Origin of the sequence: Sphingomonas sp. S2M10 (assembly GCF_012650175.1) — a bacterium.
In the GTDB taxonomy this organism is placed as follows: Bacteria; Pseudomonadota; Alphaproteobacteria; order Sphingomonadales; family Sphingomonadaceae; genus Sphingomonas.
In genome coordinates this window covers 99,643-115,041 of record NZ_JAAILI010000048.1, presented here as the reverse complement: position 1 = coordinate 115,041, position 15,399 = coordinate 99,643, and the positions used below count along the sequence as shown (strand labels likewise).

18 protein-coding genes are annotated in these 15,399 nt (G+C 66.2%); 14 read left to right on the top strand and 4 right to left on the bottom strand.

The features are described 5' to 3' along the window. The 10 genes from S2M10_RS11770 to S2M10_RS11725 all read left to right on the top strand — a co-directional run. On the top strand, window positions 1-1,926 hold a 1,926-nt coding region (locus S2M10_RS11770; protein WP_247650761.1), incomplete at its 5' end, for a chemotaxis protein CheA. Next, the gene (locus S2M10_RS11765; RefSeq protein ID WP_064313999.1) at window positions 1,923-2,420 is read left to right on the top strand and encodes a chemotaxis protein CheW; all 498 of its coding nucleotides are present in this window, start codon (window positions 1,923-1,925) and stop codon (window positions 2,418-2,420) included. The genes S2M10_RS11770 and S2M10_RS11765, both read left to right, overlap by 4 nt. Beyond that, window positions 2,417-3,295 (top strand): protein-glutamate O-methyltransferase CheR, encoded by an 879-nt coding sequence (locus S2M10_RS11760; RefSeq protein WP_168846232.1) that lies wholly within the window; start codon window positions 2,417-2,419, stop codon window positions 3,293-3,295. The genes S2M10_RS11765 and S2M10_RS11760 overlap by 4 nt, the downstream gene beginning before the upstream one ends. A gap of 5 nt (window positions 3,296-3,300) precedes the next feature. Then, window positions 3,301-4,344, top strand: a complete 1,044-nt coding sequence (locus tag S2M10_RS11755; RefSeq protein ID WP_168846231.1) for a chemotaxis response regulator protein-glutamate methylesterase — start codon at window positions 3,301-3,303, stop codon at window positions 4,342-4,344. A 2-nt stretch (window positions 4,345-4,346) separates the two neighbouring features. Beyond that, window positions 4,347-4,736, top strand: a complete 390-nt coding sequence (locus tag S2M10_RS11750) for a response regulator (RefSeq protein WP_064314002.1) — start codon at window positions 4,347-4,349, stop codon at window positions 4,734-4,736. Window position 4,737: 1 nt separating this feature from the next. Further along, complete coding sequence (locus tag S2M10_RS11745; protein WP_168846230.1) at window positions 4,738-5,262, top strand: chemotaxis protein CheD; 525 nt, start codon at window positions 4,738-4,740, stop codon at window positions 5,260-5,262. Beyond that, window positions 5,262-5,594, top strand: coding sequence for a hypothetical protein (locus S2M10_RS11740; protein ID WP_093297753.1), 333 nt, complete (start codon window positions 5,262-5,264; stop codon window positions 5,592-5,594). Before S2M10_RS11745 ends, S2M10_RS11740 begins: the two co-directional genes overlap by 1 nt. Window position 5,595: 1 nt before the next feature. After that, on the top strand, window positions 5,596-6,441 hold the full coding sequence (locus S2M10_RS11735; protein WP_168846229.1) for a flagellar motor protein MotB: 846 nt from the start codon (window positions 5,596-5,598) through the stop codon (window positions 6,439-6,441). Between the two features lie 11 nt (window positions 6,442-6,452). After that, complete coding sequence (locus S2M10_RS11730; protein ID WP_168846228.1) at window positions 6,453-6,902, top strand: hypothetical protein; 450 nt, start codon at window positions 6,453-6,455, stop codon at window positions 6,900-6,902. A 94-nt stretch (window positions 6,903-6,996) separates the two neighbouring features. Continuing rightward, entirely contained in the window at window positions 6,997-7,638 is a 642-nt protein-coding gene (locus S2M10_RS11725) for a PilZ domain-containing protein (protein ID WP_168846227.1), read from the top strand. Window positions 7,639-7,663: 25 nt separating this feature from the next. Here S2M10_RS11725 and S2M10_RS11720 read toward each other — a convergent pair whose 3' ends face one another. Both S2M10_RS11720 and S2M10_RS11715 read right to left on the bottom strand, forming a co-directional pair. After that, window positions 7,664-8,674 (bottom strand): SGNH/GDSL hydrolase family protein, encoded by a 1,011-nt coding sequence (locus S2M10_RS11720; RefSeq protein WP_168846226.1) that lies wholly within the window; start codon window positions 8,672-8,674, stop codon window positions 7,664-7,666. 161 nt (window positions 8,675-8,835) lie between these two features. Then, a complete protein-coding gene (locus tag S2M10_RS11715; RefSeq protein WP_168846225.1) occupies window positions 8,836-9,252 on the bottom strand; it encodes a flagellar assembly protein FliX in 417 nt (138 codons plus the stop codon). Window positions 9,253-9,336: 84 nt separating this feature from the next. On the opposite strand from S2M10_RS11715, the gene S2M10_RS11710 reads away from it, so the two are divergent. From S2M10_RS11710 to S2M10_RS11695, 4 genes are all read left to right on the top strand, one after another. Beyond that, the gene (locus S2M10_RS11710) at window positions 9,337-10,440 is read left to right on the top strand and encodes a flagellar basal body P-ring protein FlgI (RefSeq protein ID WP_168846224.1); all 1,104 of its coding nucleotides are present in this window, start codon (window positions 9,337-9,339) and stop codon (window positions 10,438-10,440) included. Continuing rightward, window positions 10,440-10,748: a rod-binding protein gene (locus tag S2M10_RS11705; protein ID WP_168846223.1), complete on the top strand. Its 309-nt coding sequence runs from the start codon at window positions 10,440-10,442 to the stop codon at window positions 10,746-10,748. Before S2M10_RS11710 ends, S2M10_RS11705 begins: the two co-directional genes overlap by 1 nt. After that, on the top strand, window positions 10,745-11,170 hold the full coding sequence (locus S2M10_RS11700; RefSeq protein ID WP_168846222.1) for a flagellar protein FlgN: 426 nt from the start codon (window positions 10,745-10,747) through the stop codon (window positions 11,168-11,170). The genes S2M10_RS11705 and S2M10_RS11700 overlap by 4 nt, the downstream gene beginning before the upstream one ends. Window positions 11,171-11,449: 279 nt before the next feature. Then, on the top strand, window positions 11,450-11,962 hold the full coding sequence (locus S2M10_RS11695) for a PEPxxWA-CTERM sorting domain-containing protein (protein ID WP_168846221.1): 513 nt from the start codon (window positions 11,450-11,452) through the stop codon (window positions 11,960-11,962). Window positions 11,963-12,145: 183 nt separating this feature from the next. Here S2M10_RS11695 and S2M10_RS11690 read toward each other — a convergent pair whose 3' ends face one another. Both S2M10_RS11690 and S2M10_RS11685 read right to left on the bottom strand, forming a co-directional pair. Further along, a complete protein-coding gene (locus S2M10_RS11690) occupies window positions 12,146-12,562 on the bottom strand; it encodes a flagellar basal body protein (RefSeq protein ID WP_168846220.1) in 417 nt (138 codons plus the stop codon). A gap of 3 nt (window positions 12,563-12,565) precedes the next feature. Next, window positions 12,566-15,343, bottom strand: coding sequence for a hypothetical protein (locus S2M10_RS11685; protein WP_168846219.1), 2,778 nt, complete (start codon window positions 15,341-15,343; stop codon window positions 12,566-12,568). Window positions 15,344-15,399 lie beyond the last annotated feature (56 nt).

Here is a 15,399-nt window from a genome sequence, read left to right as displayed (position 1 = left end):
GGCTTGGGCGCCCGCGTCGACTCGGTCGACATCAGCACGCTTCCGGCGCTGCGCGAGATTGATCCGGAAGACAGCTATTTCACCTGGGTGATGCAGGCCCCGGCCCCCGCGCCGGCGATGGCGGAAGAGGAAGACGAATTCGGCTTCCGCCCGGTGGGCGTGTCGCTGGACGATCTCGACGGCCCCGACGATGCCGGCGGCTGGACCGTGCGCTTCAAGCCATCGCGCGCCGCGCTCGCCAATGCCGGCGAACCGCTGCTGACCGTGCGCGAGCTGGAAGGCTTGGGCGCCCGCGTCGACTCGGTCGACATCAGCACGCTTCCGGCGCTGCGCGAGATTGATCCGGAAGACAGCTATTTCACCTGGGTGATGCAGGCCCCGGCCGAGCTGCCGGAGAGCGACATCTCCGACTGCTTCGACTTCGTGGCACCGGATTCGGTGATCGAGATCAAGCGCGCCGGTGAAGAGAGGCCGCCGGAAGGCGCGACCGAAGCCGCGATGGACGGCGACGAGATCCCGTTCGTGCCGGTGACCGCCACGGTCGACGACTTCATGGACCTCGGCCCTGCGCCGACCGCACCGGTGGCGGCCCCCGCCCCTGCGCCCGTCCCCGCTCCGGCGGCGCCGGCTGCAGCGGAGCCTGCGGCCCCGGCCGCGACCCCGCCTGCCGGCGGTGGCGGCACGCCTGGCGGCGGTGGCGCGGGCGGCGGCGGTGCTGGCGGCGGTGGCCCGGCCAAGCCGGTCAACGAAGCCGCGCAGACGATCCGCGTCGACCTGGTCAAGCTCGACCTGCTGCTCAACCTGGTCGGCGAGCTGGTGATCCGCAACTCGATCCTGGCCGACCGGCTGTCACCGGCCGATCGCCAGCGCGTCGAGCTGCCCGAACTGGCCCGCCTCACCCGGCAGATCCAGGACAACGTCATGTCGCTGCGCGCCCAGCCGATCCGGCAGGCCTTCAGCCGCGTGCCGCGCATGCTCCGCGACCTTTCGGTCGAGACCGGCAAGCAGATCAACCTCGAGACGATCGGTGAGACGACCGAAGTCGACAAGGGCGTGATCGAGAAGATCGGCGATCCGCTGACCCACATGATCCGCAACGCCGCGGACCATGGCCTGGAAAGCGCCGAGGAGCGGATCGCAGCGGGCAAGGACCCCGCCGGCACGATCAAGCTGTCGGCCGAGCAGAAGGGCGCCCGAATCTTCGTGCGCGTCGCGGACAATGGCCGCGGCATCAACCGCGAACGCGTCCGCGCCAAGGCGGTCGAAAAGGGCATCATCAGCGCCGATGCGGTGCTGACCAACGAGGAAATCGACCAGCTGATCTGCGCGCCGGGCTTCTCCACCGCGGAGAAGATCTCGAACATCTCGGGTCGCGGCGTCGGCATGGACGTGGTGCGCTCGAACGTGGAAGCCCTGGGCGGCCGCGTCGAGATCCACTCGGTGCCGGGCGAAGGCACCACCTTCACGATGATCCTGCCGCTCACGCTGGCCATTCTGGACGGCATGATCGTGCGGCTCGCCGGCCAGCGCTTCGTCCTGCCGCTCACGCACGTGCTGGAGACGATCCAGCCCGAGCCCGGCCAGGTCAAGCGCACCGCGCCCGACCATGAAGTGATCGACATGCGCGGCGAATATCTGCCGGTACGGCGCGCGACCGAGATCTTCGGCCTGAACGACGACCGCGCCATCGAGGACTCGCTGGTGGTGATCGTCGAGAGCGAAAGCTCGGGCAAGGTCGGCCTCGTCGTCGACACCATCGATGACCGCCGCGAAGTGGTGATCAAGAGCCTGGATCAGAACCTGCACCCGATCCGCGGCCTGGGTGGCGCGACCATCCTGGGCGACGGCTCGATCGCTCTCATCCTCGATATCGAGGCGCTGGTTGCCTCGCCCTCCCGTTACTCCCCCAAAGGACTGGCAGCATGAGCACCACCCCTGACACCGCCAACGATCGCAAGATCGTCACCTTCTCGCTCGCCAAGCAGATCTTCGGGATCGACATGAGCGCGCTGATCGAAATCCGCGAATGGGACGAGCCCACCCCGCTCCCCAACGTGCCGAGCTTCGTGAAGGGCGTGACCAACCTGCGCGGCAACGTGATCCCGGTGGTCGGCCTCGCCGAGCGCCTGGGCTGGGAGCCGAGCGTGCTGCACGCGCGGTCGTGCATCCTGGTTGTCAACATCATGGGCAAGCAGGCGGGCTTCCTGGTCGACGAGGTCAACGACATCGTGGGCATCAACGTGGGCGAGATCCAGCCGGCTCCGGCAGTCGAGACCGCGCTGGAGGAAAGCGTGATCGCAGGGCTAGTCCGAATCGCGACCCGCGCCAAGGACGGGACGCGCGACGAGAATGGCAGCATGGTGCTGCTGCTCGATCTCAACGCGCTCAGCCTGACCAAGCATCTGGATCTCGCCGCATGAGCCCCGCCGGGGGCGCCGCCGCGGCGTCCGCCGGCGCCGCGAACGCGATGGCACCGGGCCAGACCGCGGAGCTTACGCCGCGCGACTTCCAGGCCATCGCCGCGATCATGTACGACGATGCGCGCATTTCGCTCAGCGAGGCGAAGACCACGCTGGTGCAGTCGCGCCTCGCGCGCCGGCTGCGCAAGTTCGGGCTGAACCGGTTCTGCGACTATGTCGACCTGGTGCACAATGATGCCGAGGAACGCCATGCGATGGTGGTGGCGCTGACCACCAACCACACGCATTTCTTCCGCGAGCCGCACCATTTCGATCATTTCCGCGAGACCGTGATCCCCACGCTCCAGCGGAAACAGGGTCCGATCCGGATCTGGTCGGCAGGCTGCTCGTCGGGCGAAGAGGTCTATACGATCGCGATGTGCCTGCTGGGCCCCAGCCGCAGCACCGCCACGTGGATGCGCAATGCCGATGTTCGGCTGCTCGCGACCGACATCGCACCCCATGTGGTCGAATCGGTGCAGCGCGGTGTCTATGCGGAGAATGTCGCGGCCGGTGTGCCGGAGCCTTATCGCTCGACCTGGATGAAGCCCACGCAGGGCGGCTTCATCATGGCCGAAGAGGCGCGCCAGCTCGTCACCGCGAAGGTTTTGAACCTGTTCGAACCCTGGCCGCTGAAAGCCGCCTATGATGTTATTTTTTGCCGTAACGTAATGATTTATTTTGGAGATCCTGCCAAGGAAGAGCTGGAGCATCGCTTCGTCGAGCAGCTCGCGCCGGGGAGCTTCCTGTATATCGGTCATTCGGAACGGCTGATCGGCCCGGCCGCGAGCAAGATGCGCTCGTGCGGGCACACCATTTACCAGAAGCCGGAGTAATGGCCATGAAACCAGTCCGCACGCTCATCGTCGACGACAGCGCATCGATGCGCGCGACGCTGAAGCGGATGCTCTCGGCCGACCCCGAGATCGAAGTGGTCGGCATGGCGCCGGAGCCGTTCGCGGCCCGCGACATGATCAAGGCGCTCAACCCCGATGTGCTGACGCTGGACGTCGAAATGCCGGGGATGGACGGCCTGTCGTTCCTCGAGCGCATCATGCGCCTCCGGCCGATGCCGGTGGTGATGTGCTCCACGCTCACCGCCCGCGGTGCGGAAGTGACGATCGAGGCGCTGCGCCTGGGTGCGGTCGACTATGTCACCAAGCCCAGCGGCACGCCCGAGGACATCGAACGCGATGCCGGCCTGCTGTGCGAGAAGGTGAAGAGCGCGGCGCGCTCGATCGCCCGCGCCGGGCCGCAGCGCCTGCCCGTGCAGCCGAGTGTCGGCGGCGGCGGTGCCGCGGCCCAGCTGATCGCGATCGGCTCCTCGACGGGCGGCGTGGAAGCGCTGTTCTCGCTGCTGCCGGCGCTGCCGGAGGACTCGCCGCCGATCCTGATCGTGCAGCACATGCCGGCCACGTTCACCCGCAGCTTCGCGCAGCGCCTGAACGCCGAGTGCCGCGTGAACGTCGTGGAAGCTACGGATGGCGCCCAGGTCACCCCGGGAACCGTCTATATTGCTCCTGGAGGCGAACGACACATGGAACTTCAGGGCGGTGCCAATGGCCGGATCAAGCTGAGCCCCGGCGATCCGGTGACCGGCCATCGCCCCTCGGTGGACGTGCTGTTCCGCTCGGTCGCTAGGCTGGGCGCCGGCGCGGTCGGCGTCATTCTCACCGGAATGGGCAGCGACGGCGCGCAGGGCCTGCTGGCGATGCGCCAGGCCGGTGCCCGCACGCTGGGCCAGACCAAGGAAACCTGCGTGGTGTGGGGCATGCCCCGCGCCGCCAAGGAAGCGGGTGCGGTAGAAAAGGAAGTCGGCCTTTCGGCGATGCCGGAAGCCATCCTGAAGGCTTGTCGAGAAACGATTAAGGTTGGGAGCGCATAACAATGCCCGCTGCATCACAAATCAAGGTGATGGTCGTGGATGATCAGACCAGTATGCGGGCGATGATCCGTCGTGCGCTGCAGGATCTGGGGTTCAAGGACGTTCGCGACAAGGCCAGCGCTCCGGAAGCGCTTTCCGCCATCAAGAGCGACCGCGTCCACCTCGTCATCTCCGACTACAACATGCCCGAGATGGACGGCCTGCAGTTCCTGGAGGCGGTTCGCGCCGATCCGGTGATCGGCAAGACCGTGTTCATCATGCTCACCGGCTCGTCCGACCGCGAGGTCGTGCAGAAGGCGGCGGCGCTGGGCGTGAACAACTATGTCGTCAAGCCTTTCGCGCCGGCGGCGCTGAAGGAAAAGATCGAACGCGTCTTCGGCGAGCTGACCTGATATGCGCAGAGTTTCCATCGTACAGGGCGAGAACGCGGTGATCGCGGAGCCCCATGTCCTGATTTCGACCCTGCTCGGAAGCTGCGTCGCCGCATGCCTCTACGACCCGGTCGCCAAGGTTGGAGGGATGAATCACTTCCTGCTGGGCGAGCCGGGCGCCGACCACAAGGTGTCGAGCTCGGACATGGCACGCTACGGCGTGCATGCGATGGAACTGCTGATCAACAGCATGATGGCCAAGGGCGCCTCGCGCCCGCGGCTGCAGGCCCATCTGTACGGTGGCGCCAACATCATCTCGGGCCTCGGGAACATCGGCGCCTCCAACGGCGCCTTTGCCCGCCGGTTCATGGAGACCGAAGGCATCGCCATCGCGCACTGCGATCTCGGCGGCACGCTCGCCCGCAAGGTCGAGTTCCTGCCGCACGAGGGCAAGAGCCGCTGCACCAAGGTGGCGGAGCGCGTCCAGGAACGTCCGGTCGCCCCCCTGCCTGTTGCCGCCCCCGACGGAGAATTGGAGCTTTTCTGATGTCGTGCCTGCCCATGTCGGAACCGTCCCATCCCCAGGCCCTGCCCGGCTACGATCCGTTCGCGGGCGTGCTGCACAGCGTCATGGCGGGCGAGATCCGCGAAATCAGCAAGAAGCTCGAGGGCCTGGCCGAAGTGCTGGTCTGCGACGAGCATTTCGCCGCCAACTATCTCGAGCAGCTTCAGGCGTTCGACTATCTGATCCAGCACGCCGACGAGTGCGTGAATCTGCTGGAGCGGATTGCGGGCGGCGAGGATTCGCTCTCGGCGATCAGCCATGTCCGTCTCGGCGCCGTTCAGGAACGCCTGCGCAACGCGTTGAAGGGGCAGTAACATGGCCCGCGGGGGGGACGTTCGGCCGATCATCGTCAAGAAGGTCAAGAAGGTCGCGGGCGGCCATCACGGCGGCGCCTGGAAGGTGGCCTATGCCGATTTCGTGACCGCGATGATGGCCTTCTTCATGCTGCTGTGGCTGCTCGCCAATCCGGACAAGGATCGGCTGAAGGGCCTCGCGAAATATTTCTCGCCGACCATCGCCGATAGCGGCCCCTCGACGCCGGTGACCAACTCGGCACCCGGCGCAGGCGGCCCGACCCGCCGTTCCGAGGCCGATCCGAGCCCTGCCAAGGGCCAGCCCACCTTCGAGGTGGCCACGGCCGGCTCCGCGCGCGGCGGCACCGCCGACGTGCCGGCGACGATGCGCGTCATGGCCTCCGAGCTGATGATCGCGCTCGAGGCGACGCCCCAGTCGCAGGGCAAGAAGAATGTCGACGTGCAGCAGGATCGCGAGGGCCTGCGCATCACGCTGATGGATACCGACCAGCAGCCGATGTTCAAGTCGAACACTGCCGAGCTCAATCCCTATGCGCGCACATTGCTCACCAAGCTGGCGAGCAAGATCTCCACGGTGGGTGCGCAGATCGCGATCGAGGGCCACACCGACGGTGCCGGCGGGCAGAGCGATGCCAACTGGCTGCTCTCCGGCCAGCGCGCGCTCGCCGCCCGCTCGGCGCTGATCGCCGGCGGCGTGACGCCGGACCATTTCGCCGAAGTGGTGGCGATGGGCGCCACCCAGCCCGTCTATCCGGACCAGCCCAATCGGGCCGAGAACCGCCGCATCAGCATCGTGCTCAAGGGCCAGACCTCGGCGCTGCCGAGCGACTCCAGCTTCAAGTTCTGAGGGGCCGCCCCGTGAAGAAACTGCTGTTCCTCATCGTCGCGCTGATCGCCGGCCTCGCCGCCGGCGGCGGTACCGCCTATGCCATGGTGAAGATGCTCGGCATCGGCGGCGCGCCCAAGCAGGAAAGCGCGGCGGAAGAAAAGGAAGAGCCGGCCAAGTTCGTGCCCACCGGCAAGATCCTGGTGCCGCTGGTGTTCGCCGACGGCCGGCTTGCGGGCTATGCCTCGATGGACGTGCAGCTGGAGGTGGACGAGGCCAAGGCGGAATTTGTCGGCCAGCGCATGCCGCTGCTGCTGCACGCCATCAACATGCGCACCTATCGCACACCCATGGCAGCGGGCCCGGACGGCATGCTGCCCGATCTCGAAGGCTTTCGAAAGCTGGTCGATGCCGCGTCGAACGAAGCGTTCGGCCCGAAGATCGTGCGCAAGATCGCGGTGACGGGCGCCAATCCCGCCTGACATTCGTAGCATTACCGATGCGAAGCTGAACCTCCATTCATCCTATAATATATAGGGGCTGCGTGTTCTGCAGTCGGGCCGGGAGATTGACGCCGTGGGCGCAGCCGAACATCAATTTGACCATGACGGCAGCGATCCCGGCCCCTGGGCCGAGCGTGCCCCGCGCACGGTGACGACGCTGATGGTGGGCAAGCTGATCTGCACGGGCGCCGGCGAGCAGCTTTGCCGGGTACGCAACATTTCCGCCACCGGCATGATGCTGGAAAGCCCCTTCCCCCTGCGCGAAGGCGACGCGATCGTCGTCGAGCTGCGGGGCGGCCCGGTCCTGGAAGGCAGGATCATGTGGGTGAGCGCCGGGCGCGCGGGCGTGCAGTTCACCGCTCCGATCGATGTGGAGGAGGTGCTGGCCGCCGCCAAGGGCAGCTCGCCCGCGGCGCGTCTGCGGCGCGCCGTGCCGCGCGCGCCGCGTTTCCAGTTCGGTGGCAACGCCCGGCTGGTCTGCAACGGGGCGCCGCACGCGGTGATGATGGAGAACATTTCGCAGAGCGGCGCCCGCATCCGCCTGTCGAACCAGCCCGATCTCGACCGGGTGATGACGCTGGTCGTGCCCGGGCTGAGCCCGCGCAGCTGCACGGTGCGCTGGATCGAAGGCGATTCCGCCGGCGTCGCCTTTATCGACATGATCCCCTATGCCGAACTCGCCGCCTGGCTGAACGAGAAGCAGCCGCCGCGCTGAACGGCGCCAGCCCCGCGCGACGCGCTCACGCCGCGGCGAGACGGTCCCGTACGTCCCGGCGGCGGCGCAGCACCGCCCCCGTCCCGGCGACGCCCAGAATCAGCAACACCCAGCTATCGCTCTCCGGCACGGCGCTGATGCCGAGCTGGCGCGCCATGGCGGCGGCGATTGCCTGATGCACCTGGGTCGTCGGGTGGATTTCATCGAAATACAGCGCGTTGCTGCAGTTCGCCAGCTGCGGTGATCCGCCGCCGATGACCTGGCAGGGCGTCGTCGTGTTCAATGTTGGCGAAAGACCATAGGCTGCGGGCGAAGCGAGCAGATCATGCTCCATCGCGAACAGGTCGAAGAAGGACGCGGTGACGCCCGGTTGCGCATCGATGCCTGCCGCCGCCTGGCGCAGCGCCTGGCTGATCTGCTGCGACCGCGCCGTCAGTTCGTCGAGCCGTCCGGGCACGCCGCCCACCGCCGCGACCGATACCGGCAGCAGGCCGATATCGGGCGCACCGACGATCGCGAAGTTGCGCGCACCCAGGCTGTAGAGTGCGGTCACCGCGTCACCGAAGTCGCTGATCGCCGAAACAAAGCTCACCGGTCCGCCGGTCAGGATCGTGTCGCGGACGTCGTTGCCGCCGAAGGTTAGCAGCACCAGCGCGTTGCTGTCGATCGGCGTGCCGACCGCCTGCGCGTACAGCCCGACCTGTGCGAGGAAACTCGGGCTCCGCTCGCCCGGCACAAATTCAGCGGTCGCACCGCCGAACGCGATGTTCCGCCCCCCGGCATAGAGCGGCGTCGCGGGCGTTCCGGTGATCGCCAGGCTCAGATAATCGGCAAAGTTGAAGCCGTTGGAGAAGCGTCCGGCGAAATAGCCGTCATCGGGGCTGGCGAACATGCCGCCGGTCGCCAGATAGGCATTGCCGGAATCGACCAGACTGTCTCCGAACACATACAGCCCGGAATAGCTGGGGCCTGCCTGCGCCGCGGCAGGTGCCACGCACAACGCCATAGCCGCAAGGAATCGCGTGAAAGCCTTCATGACATTTCCCCTCTTGTTAACCACTCTTTAAGTCTTTGCAGAGACTTGTCCAAGTAGTTCTTTTGGGGAAATTGCCGCCGATCGGTCGCGGCGCCGGCGCTTACTGCGGCGCAGCAAATATTTCTCGATACTGTTGCAGTGCGATAGCGGTGCGCGCGTGTTCAGACCTGGATGTCGAGCTTGGCCAGTTCCACGCGCACGCGCACGTCGATGTCGCGCATCAGTGCCGCGAGTTCGGGCTCCACATTCGTCGGCAGGGTCTGCGACCATTCGACGATCTCGCGCAGGCGCGCCACATTGGGCGTTCCCGCCACCAGTTCCTTGTGCAGCCGGTCCAGCGCGTCGATGCCGCGTTCGGCATCGCGGGCCTGTTTGCGGCGGCGTTCGACAACCGGGTTGTTCGCGGCGATCGCGACCAGCATCTGCACGCTGGTGGGCGGCGTCGCCCCGGGAGCGGGCAGCGGATGCGGCAAGGCGGAAGCCTGATCCTCGAGCCGGCTCGCCAGGCTGGGCACGGACTTGGGCAACGCCGCCAGCAGGTTGCGCGCCATCATCGGTGACAGGCTGTCGATACGCACGAAATCGGGTCCTCGCGAGCCTTGTTGGCTCTCCTCTTCCTATAAGACGAGTAGCGTTAATTTTCCACTTGGCCCGAGAGGTTTATGTATCGTCTCTCCGCATCGTTCCTGGCGCTCGCGCTGGCCTGTTTCGGCGCGCCCCAGGCGATGGCCCAGACCCGGATCAAGGACATCGTCGACGTCGAAAATGTCCGCGAAAACCAGCTGGTTGGCTATGGCCTCGTGGTCGGCCTCGCCGGCACCGGCGACCGCATCCGCAATGCCCCCTTCACCGAGGAATCGATGCAGTCGATGCTCGAGCGGATGGGCGTTAACATCCGGGGCACGCAGATGCGCACGCAGAACGTCGCCGCCGTCTCGATCACCGCGACGATGCCGCCCTTCTCGCGCAGCGGCTCTCGGATCGACGTTCAGGTCTCCGCGCTTGGTGACGCCACCAGCCTGCAGGGCGGGACGCTGATCGCGTCCTCGCTGCGCGCGCTGGACGGCGAGATCTATGCGGTCGCGCAGGGTCCGGTCGCGGTTTCGGGCTTCAAGGCGCAGGGCGCGGCGGCGAATGTCAGCCGCGGCGTCACCACCTCGGCCCGCATTGCCGGGGGTGCGATCATCGAGCGCGAGGTGCCCTATCAGCTGCGTTCGGCGAACAGCCTCAAGCTCGCGCTGAAGAACCCCGATTTCTCGACGGCCGACCGGATCGCCCGTGCCATCAACGGCCGCTATCCCGGCGCCGCGCAGATGCTCGATCCCGCAACGGTGGAGCTGCGCCCGACCGGCCAGTTCGGCGGATCGGTGATCGATCTCGTAACCCAGATCGGCGATCTCGAAGTGAAGGTCGATCAGCCTGCCAAGGTAGTGATCAACGAGGCCTCGGGCACGGTGGTGATGAACAGCGACGTGCGGATCACGCCCGTGGCGATCGCGCAGGGCGGCCTCACCATCTCGGTCACCGAAACGCCGCAGGTGTCGCAGCCCGGTCCGTTCGCGCAGGGGCAGACGACGGTGGTCCCGCGCACCCAGGTCCAGGTGAACGACGGCAACGGTGCCAGCCTGGCGGTGATCAACGGCTCGTCGCTCAAGACGCTGGTGAGCGGCCTCAACACGCTCGGCGTCTCGCCGCGCGACCTGATCACCATTCTCCAGGCGATCAAGACCGCCGGCGCCCTCCAGGCCGAAATCGAGGTGCAGTGATGACCGACACGACTCCCCTCCCCCTCGCCGCGGCGGGCGCGACGCCGCCGGCCAAGCCGCTGCCCAAGGTGGATCCGAAAAGCGCGAAGACCGCGCAGGAATTCGAAAGCGTGTTCCTGGGGCAGATGACCCAGCTCATGCTGCAGAGCGTCCAGCAGGACGAACAGTTCGGCGGCGGCAACGGCGAGGAGATCTTCCGCGGCGTGCTGGCGGAAAAGCTCGGCGCCGAAATGGCGCGCCGCGGCGGCATCGGCCTCGCGCCCGCCGTTCTCGACCAGATCCTCAAGCTTCAGCAAGGACAGAAATGATCACTCAGCTCGTCGACGCGATGATTTCGCTTACCGCCCTGATGGAGGAGGAGAGCGAGCGTCTGGCGCGGACGCCCTATATCCCCGAACTGGGCGAAATCGCCGACGCCAAGCTGCGCCTTGCCGGCCGGATCGAGGCCGAGGTAGCACGCCTGAAGCGTGAGCACCCGGAAGACTGGCTCGAGACGCTGGACCCCGAACTTCGCGAACAACTTTCGGAAGCCAGTCGCGCATTGCGCGACGCCTCGATCGTCAACTCGCGAATACTATCGCGCCAGATCGAATTGTCTGCCGAAATGATGGCCGCAATTGCAGCAGAGGCGCAGCGGCTGACGGGCAGCCGGAGCACCACCTACAGTGCATGCGGCGGCCTTTATGGCATTGATGCGCCTGCACCAATCTCGGTAAATGCACGTTTGTGAAGGTATTTTTGATTCGCCGCAGCGCGCCATCGCTCGCTGCGGCGCGGAATGTGTCTGTGTCATTTCAGGGCGTCCAGACCGCCGAAACACCTAAGCAGATACACCTAACAGATTGATTTTTATATTTTTTTTAGCCGTTTACTTCCCATCAACTATGATGTGGTAAATTTCCCGCGTTCGTTTATAAACAAACGGACAGCATGTATGGGAAGAAAGTGTCTACTGCCCGGACACATCGGGCAGCTCCCACCTGCTGTGTAAAGCGTTAGGGAGGTGTGGATGAACAAGCTCAAGACTCTCATGATCGCGGCCGCGACGGCGGCTGGCGCGGTCACCATGGCCGGCACGGCCCAGGCATCGACGTTCGTTTGCGCGAATTCGGCGGCTGCGGTGTGCAGCTTCGACGGCAGCGGCGGCGGCTGGAACAACCTCAAGGTCGACAAGAAGTCGACCGTATCGCAGATGTTCGATCTGGTGCTGACCCAGGCGGGTACGCTGAACGTGAGCATCACGTCGACGTACCTCGATCTGGTGAGCATCTCGTTCGGCGGCACGACGCTGACCGGCCTCACCAAGGGCGTGCCCTATTCGTTCGCGGTCACCCCGTCGAACGTGGCGCAGGTCCTCACCGTGACCATGAAGAACACCCGGAACGCGGCCTATGGCTATAGCTCGCAGCTGGACTTCGCGGCGGTTCCGGAACCGGCCGCCTGGGGTCTGATGATCGCGGGCATCGGCATGGCCGGCGGCGCGCTGCGTCGTCGCCGCACGGCGCGCGTCGCGATCGCCTGACCGCACGTTTCCGCGTGAAAACGAAAAGGGCCGCGAGCGCATGCTCGCGGCCCTTTTCTTTCACCCTTTTTGAGCGTCGGTCAGGCCGCGGACCTCTCGCCCAGCCGGCGACCGGCCCCGCGACAGCGCCGGTGTGGCGCCCCTCCCAGGGAGCGCCACCGATCCCGTCGCCAGGGCCTGGTATCAGCCGCCGCCCTTGCTCAGCGCCGTCTTCAGCAGCATCATCTGCTTGCGATAGATGTTGGTCATCGCGCTGAAATCGGCCTGCACCTTGCCCATCTTGAGCAGCTGGTCTTCCAGCGTGACATTGTTGCCGTCCGGCTTGGTTTCGGTGATGTCCTTGTCGAACACCAGGCCGCTGCCCACCGGCTGCACCGCGCCCAGGTTCTTCATCGTGCCGGTCAGCTCGACGCGCGGCTTGGCGATGCTGATGCCGCCGGCGCCCTGAAGCAGATCGCCGAAATTGGGTTCGGACACGTCGCGCGACTTGTAGCCCGGCGTTTCACTGTTGGCGAGATTCTGCGCGATCACCTGCTGGCGCTGCGACAGATTCTGCATCCGCATCTGGATCGCGGAGAAGATGGTGGGCATGTCGGACATGGATCAGAATCCCAAGGTTAGGGGCGTGCCGGCGGAGAGCCGCGACAGCGCCGCCTGATAGTTTTTCAGCTGTGCCTGCTCGACGGCGGTCGACGCCCCCTTCTTGCCCGACTTGCTGGTGCCGGAGTCGTCGACAAAGGCTGCCTTGCTGTCATCCCAATATAGAGAGCGATAGGCGGTCTGGGTCATCGAAATGGCATCGTTTATCTTGCCCAGCGCCGCCTTGGCGTTGTCGATCGAGGCGAGGCTCAGCGATTCCGACAGCTCCAGCCCGTAATTGCCGCCGGGCTTCACCTTGGGCGGCGTGCCCACCACCGCGGCCTGATTGGCGATGCGCTGCGGCTCCATCCCCAATTTCGCAAGCGCGTCGCTGTCGGCGCCGCCGGCGATCAGCTCCATCTCATGGCCCTGCTTCATCGAGATCCGCAGCGACTGCACCCCGTCGACCGTCGTTGCGGTGACGGTGCCCTTCGACGCGCCGATCATCCCCTGGATGCGCTCGGCGATCGTCTTGAGCGTGTCGTTCTTCTCGATCGTCACGCGGCGCACCGCCTGATTGTCCGCCTTGATCGAAAAATAGTCGCCGGGCCGCAGCGTGGTCTGCGTCGTCACCTTGTCCGACACGGTGGGATTGAGCACGCCGCGACTGAACCCCAGCGCCGACAGCGCCGTGCTGCCGCCCTGATCGGCGGCGACGCGCACCGGCTCCGTGCGGGTCTGCACCTGGCCGAACTGGGTGGTGTTGGCGACCGCGCCGGTAGCCGCGTCGATCCGCGTCACGAACCCGTCGACCGGGCCGCGGCGCGGCGCTCCCAGGTCCCCGGTCGTGCGGCCGCCGGCATAGATGCTGTCGCCCATGAAGGCGATGCTGTCGACCTGATCGTCTTCGGTGGTGCCGAGATAGGTGGTGGTGGCACTGCCGAGGTTCGCATCGATCCGCGTGACGAAACCGTCGCGGCCCCCGCTCAGGCCGTTCGCCTGGGTGCCCGCGATCGCGCTGCCGGTGGCGCCGCCCACGCCGATCGTTCCGTCGTCCGCCACCGCCAGCGCGCGCGCATCCGCCGTGCCGAGGCTGAAGCTGCCGAGCGTGGTCGACAGCGCATTGGCCTGCAGCTTCATCACGCTCGCCACGCCCTGGCTGGAGACGAGGGCGAGCAGATTGCCGTCCTTGTCCATCGCCAGGCTGTTGATCGTGTCGCTGCCGCCGGTGTTGATCGTGCGGCGCTCGGCGATCTTGCCGGTGCTGTCGATCCGCGCGATCATCGCGTCGCCGCCATCCGCGTTGGCGGTGCGACCGGCGACATAGACCGATCCGTCCGCGCCCACCGTCACGGCGCGCGCGCTGTCCATGTCCTTGGACACCACGAGGGTCGAGAATTGCTCGTCGCCATTGGCGGCATATTTGGCCACTGCGATGTCGCCATCGGCGGTGATGCCGTTGAAGCTGCCGGTTACCGTGCCGGCTACGACCACGCCGCCGTCCGGGGCAAGCGACACCGAGGCACCCGTGGCGGAACCGGACGCGCCGAGATTGCGCTGCCACACCACCTTGCCGGTGCTGTCCATCTTGGTGAGGAACAGATTGTCGTCACCATCGGACAGATTCGCGCCCAGGTCGCCCTTGGTGGTGCCGACCACATAGCTGAAGCCCTGCGCGTCGGTGACGCTCGCCGCTGAAACGGTGTTGGCGTAGACGTCGCTGGTCTTGGTGGTGCTGAGCTTGACCTTGCCGTCTGCGTCTTCCACCGCCTTGGTGACGTTGGTCGTCTTGCCGGCGACGACGTTCTGGGCGGTACCCTGCCGATCCAGCGCCTGGATCGTGCCCATCGTCACCTTGGTATTGGCGCCGTCCGGGTCATTGAGACGGAACACCTGGGTGGCGGTGGGCGAATCCAGCGGCGTCTGGCCGGTGGTGACGACCAGCGAATCCTTGGCGCCCACCTGGTCGAGACTCACCTGCTCGAGACCGTCCGGCGTGTTGAGCGTCAGGCTCCACATGCCGTCCTTGAGTTCCGGCTCGAACCGCGCGTGCCATTTGCTGACCGGCTCGCCCTTGGTGTTGGTCAGCACCGTGCCGTCGGCCGCGGTGGCGAGCACCGAGCTGATCTGCGCGTTGAGCGCTTCGGCGACCGAACTGATCGTCGGCGGCTGCGGCCCGGTCGAGAGATCGACGGTGAAGCTTTGCGACTGGGTGCCGCGCTTGATGCTGACGATGAACTGCTCGCTGCCGGTGAGACCCGGCAACGGGTCCGACGCCTTCTTCACCAGCGGCTTGCCGCTGGTCGCATAGGGATCGGTCGCGGCGATCTCGCTCGTCTTGACGGTCGAGCTGGGCTTGCCGAAGCCGAGGTTGATCTTGTCCGAGGGGGACGAGACCAGATAGTTCTGCAGATCCGACAACCCTTTGGCGAACGCCTTCTGATATTGGGCGCGCTGCGCGTCGGACGTGGTCTTGCTGCTGGCTGCCTCGGCGAGCACGCGCAGCTTGTCCAGCGCCTTGAATGCGGTGAAGCTGGTCTTGACGTCGTCCGGCAGCAGCGCGCCGTTGCTGTCGCTGGATACCGGCTGGATCAGGGTGCGGGCGGCGAGGATCGAGCTGAGCTGGGAGGACGTGGCGGTGCCGTCCGCATCCTTCCAGGGCGGCGCGGTCGGCACGGTATCGAACAGCGCCTTGGCGGTGCGAACGGCCTTGCTCTCGAAGGTCGGCAGCGTGCTGGTCGCAAACGAGTTCTGCCCGGTCAGCAAACTCAACCCGATCAGATTTGCCGATAAATTAACCATGATCCGATCCGTCCCTTCCCCATTCAATCCTATAATAGAGGAGAGCGCGGCCTTGC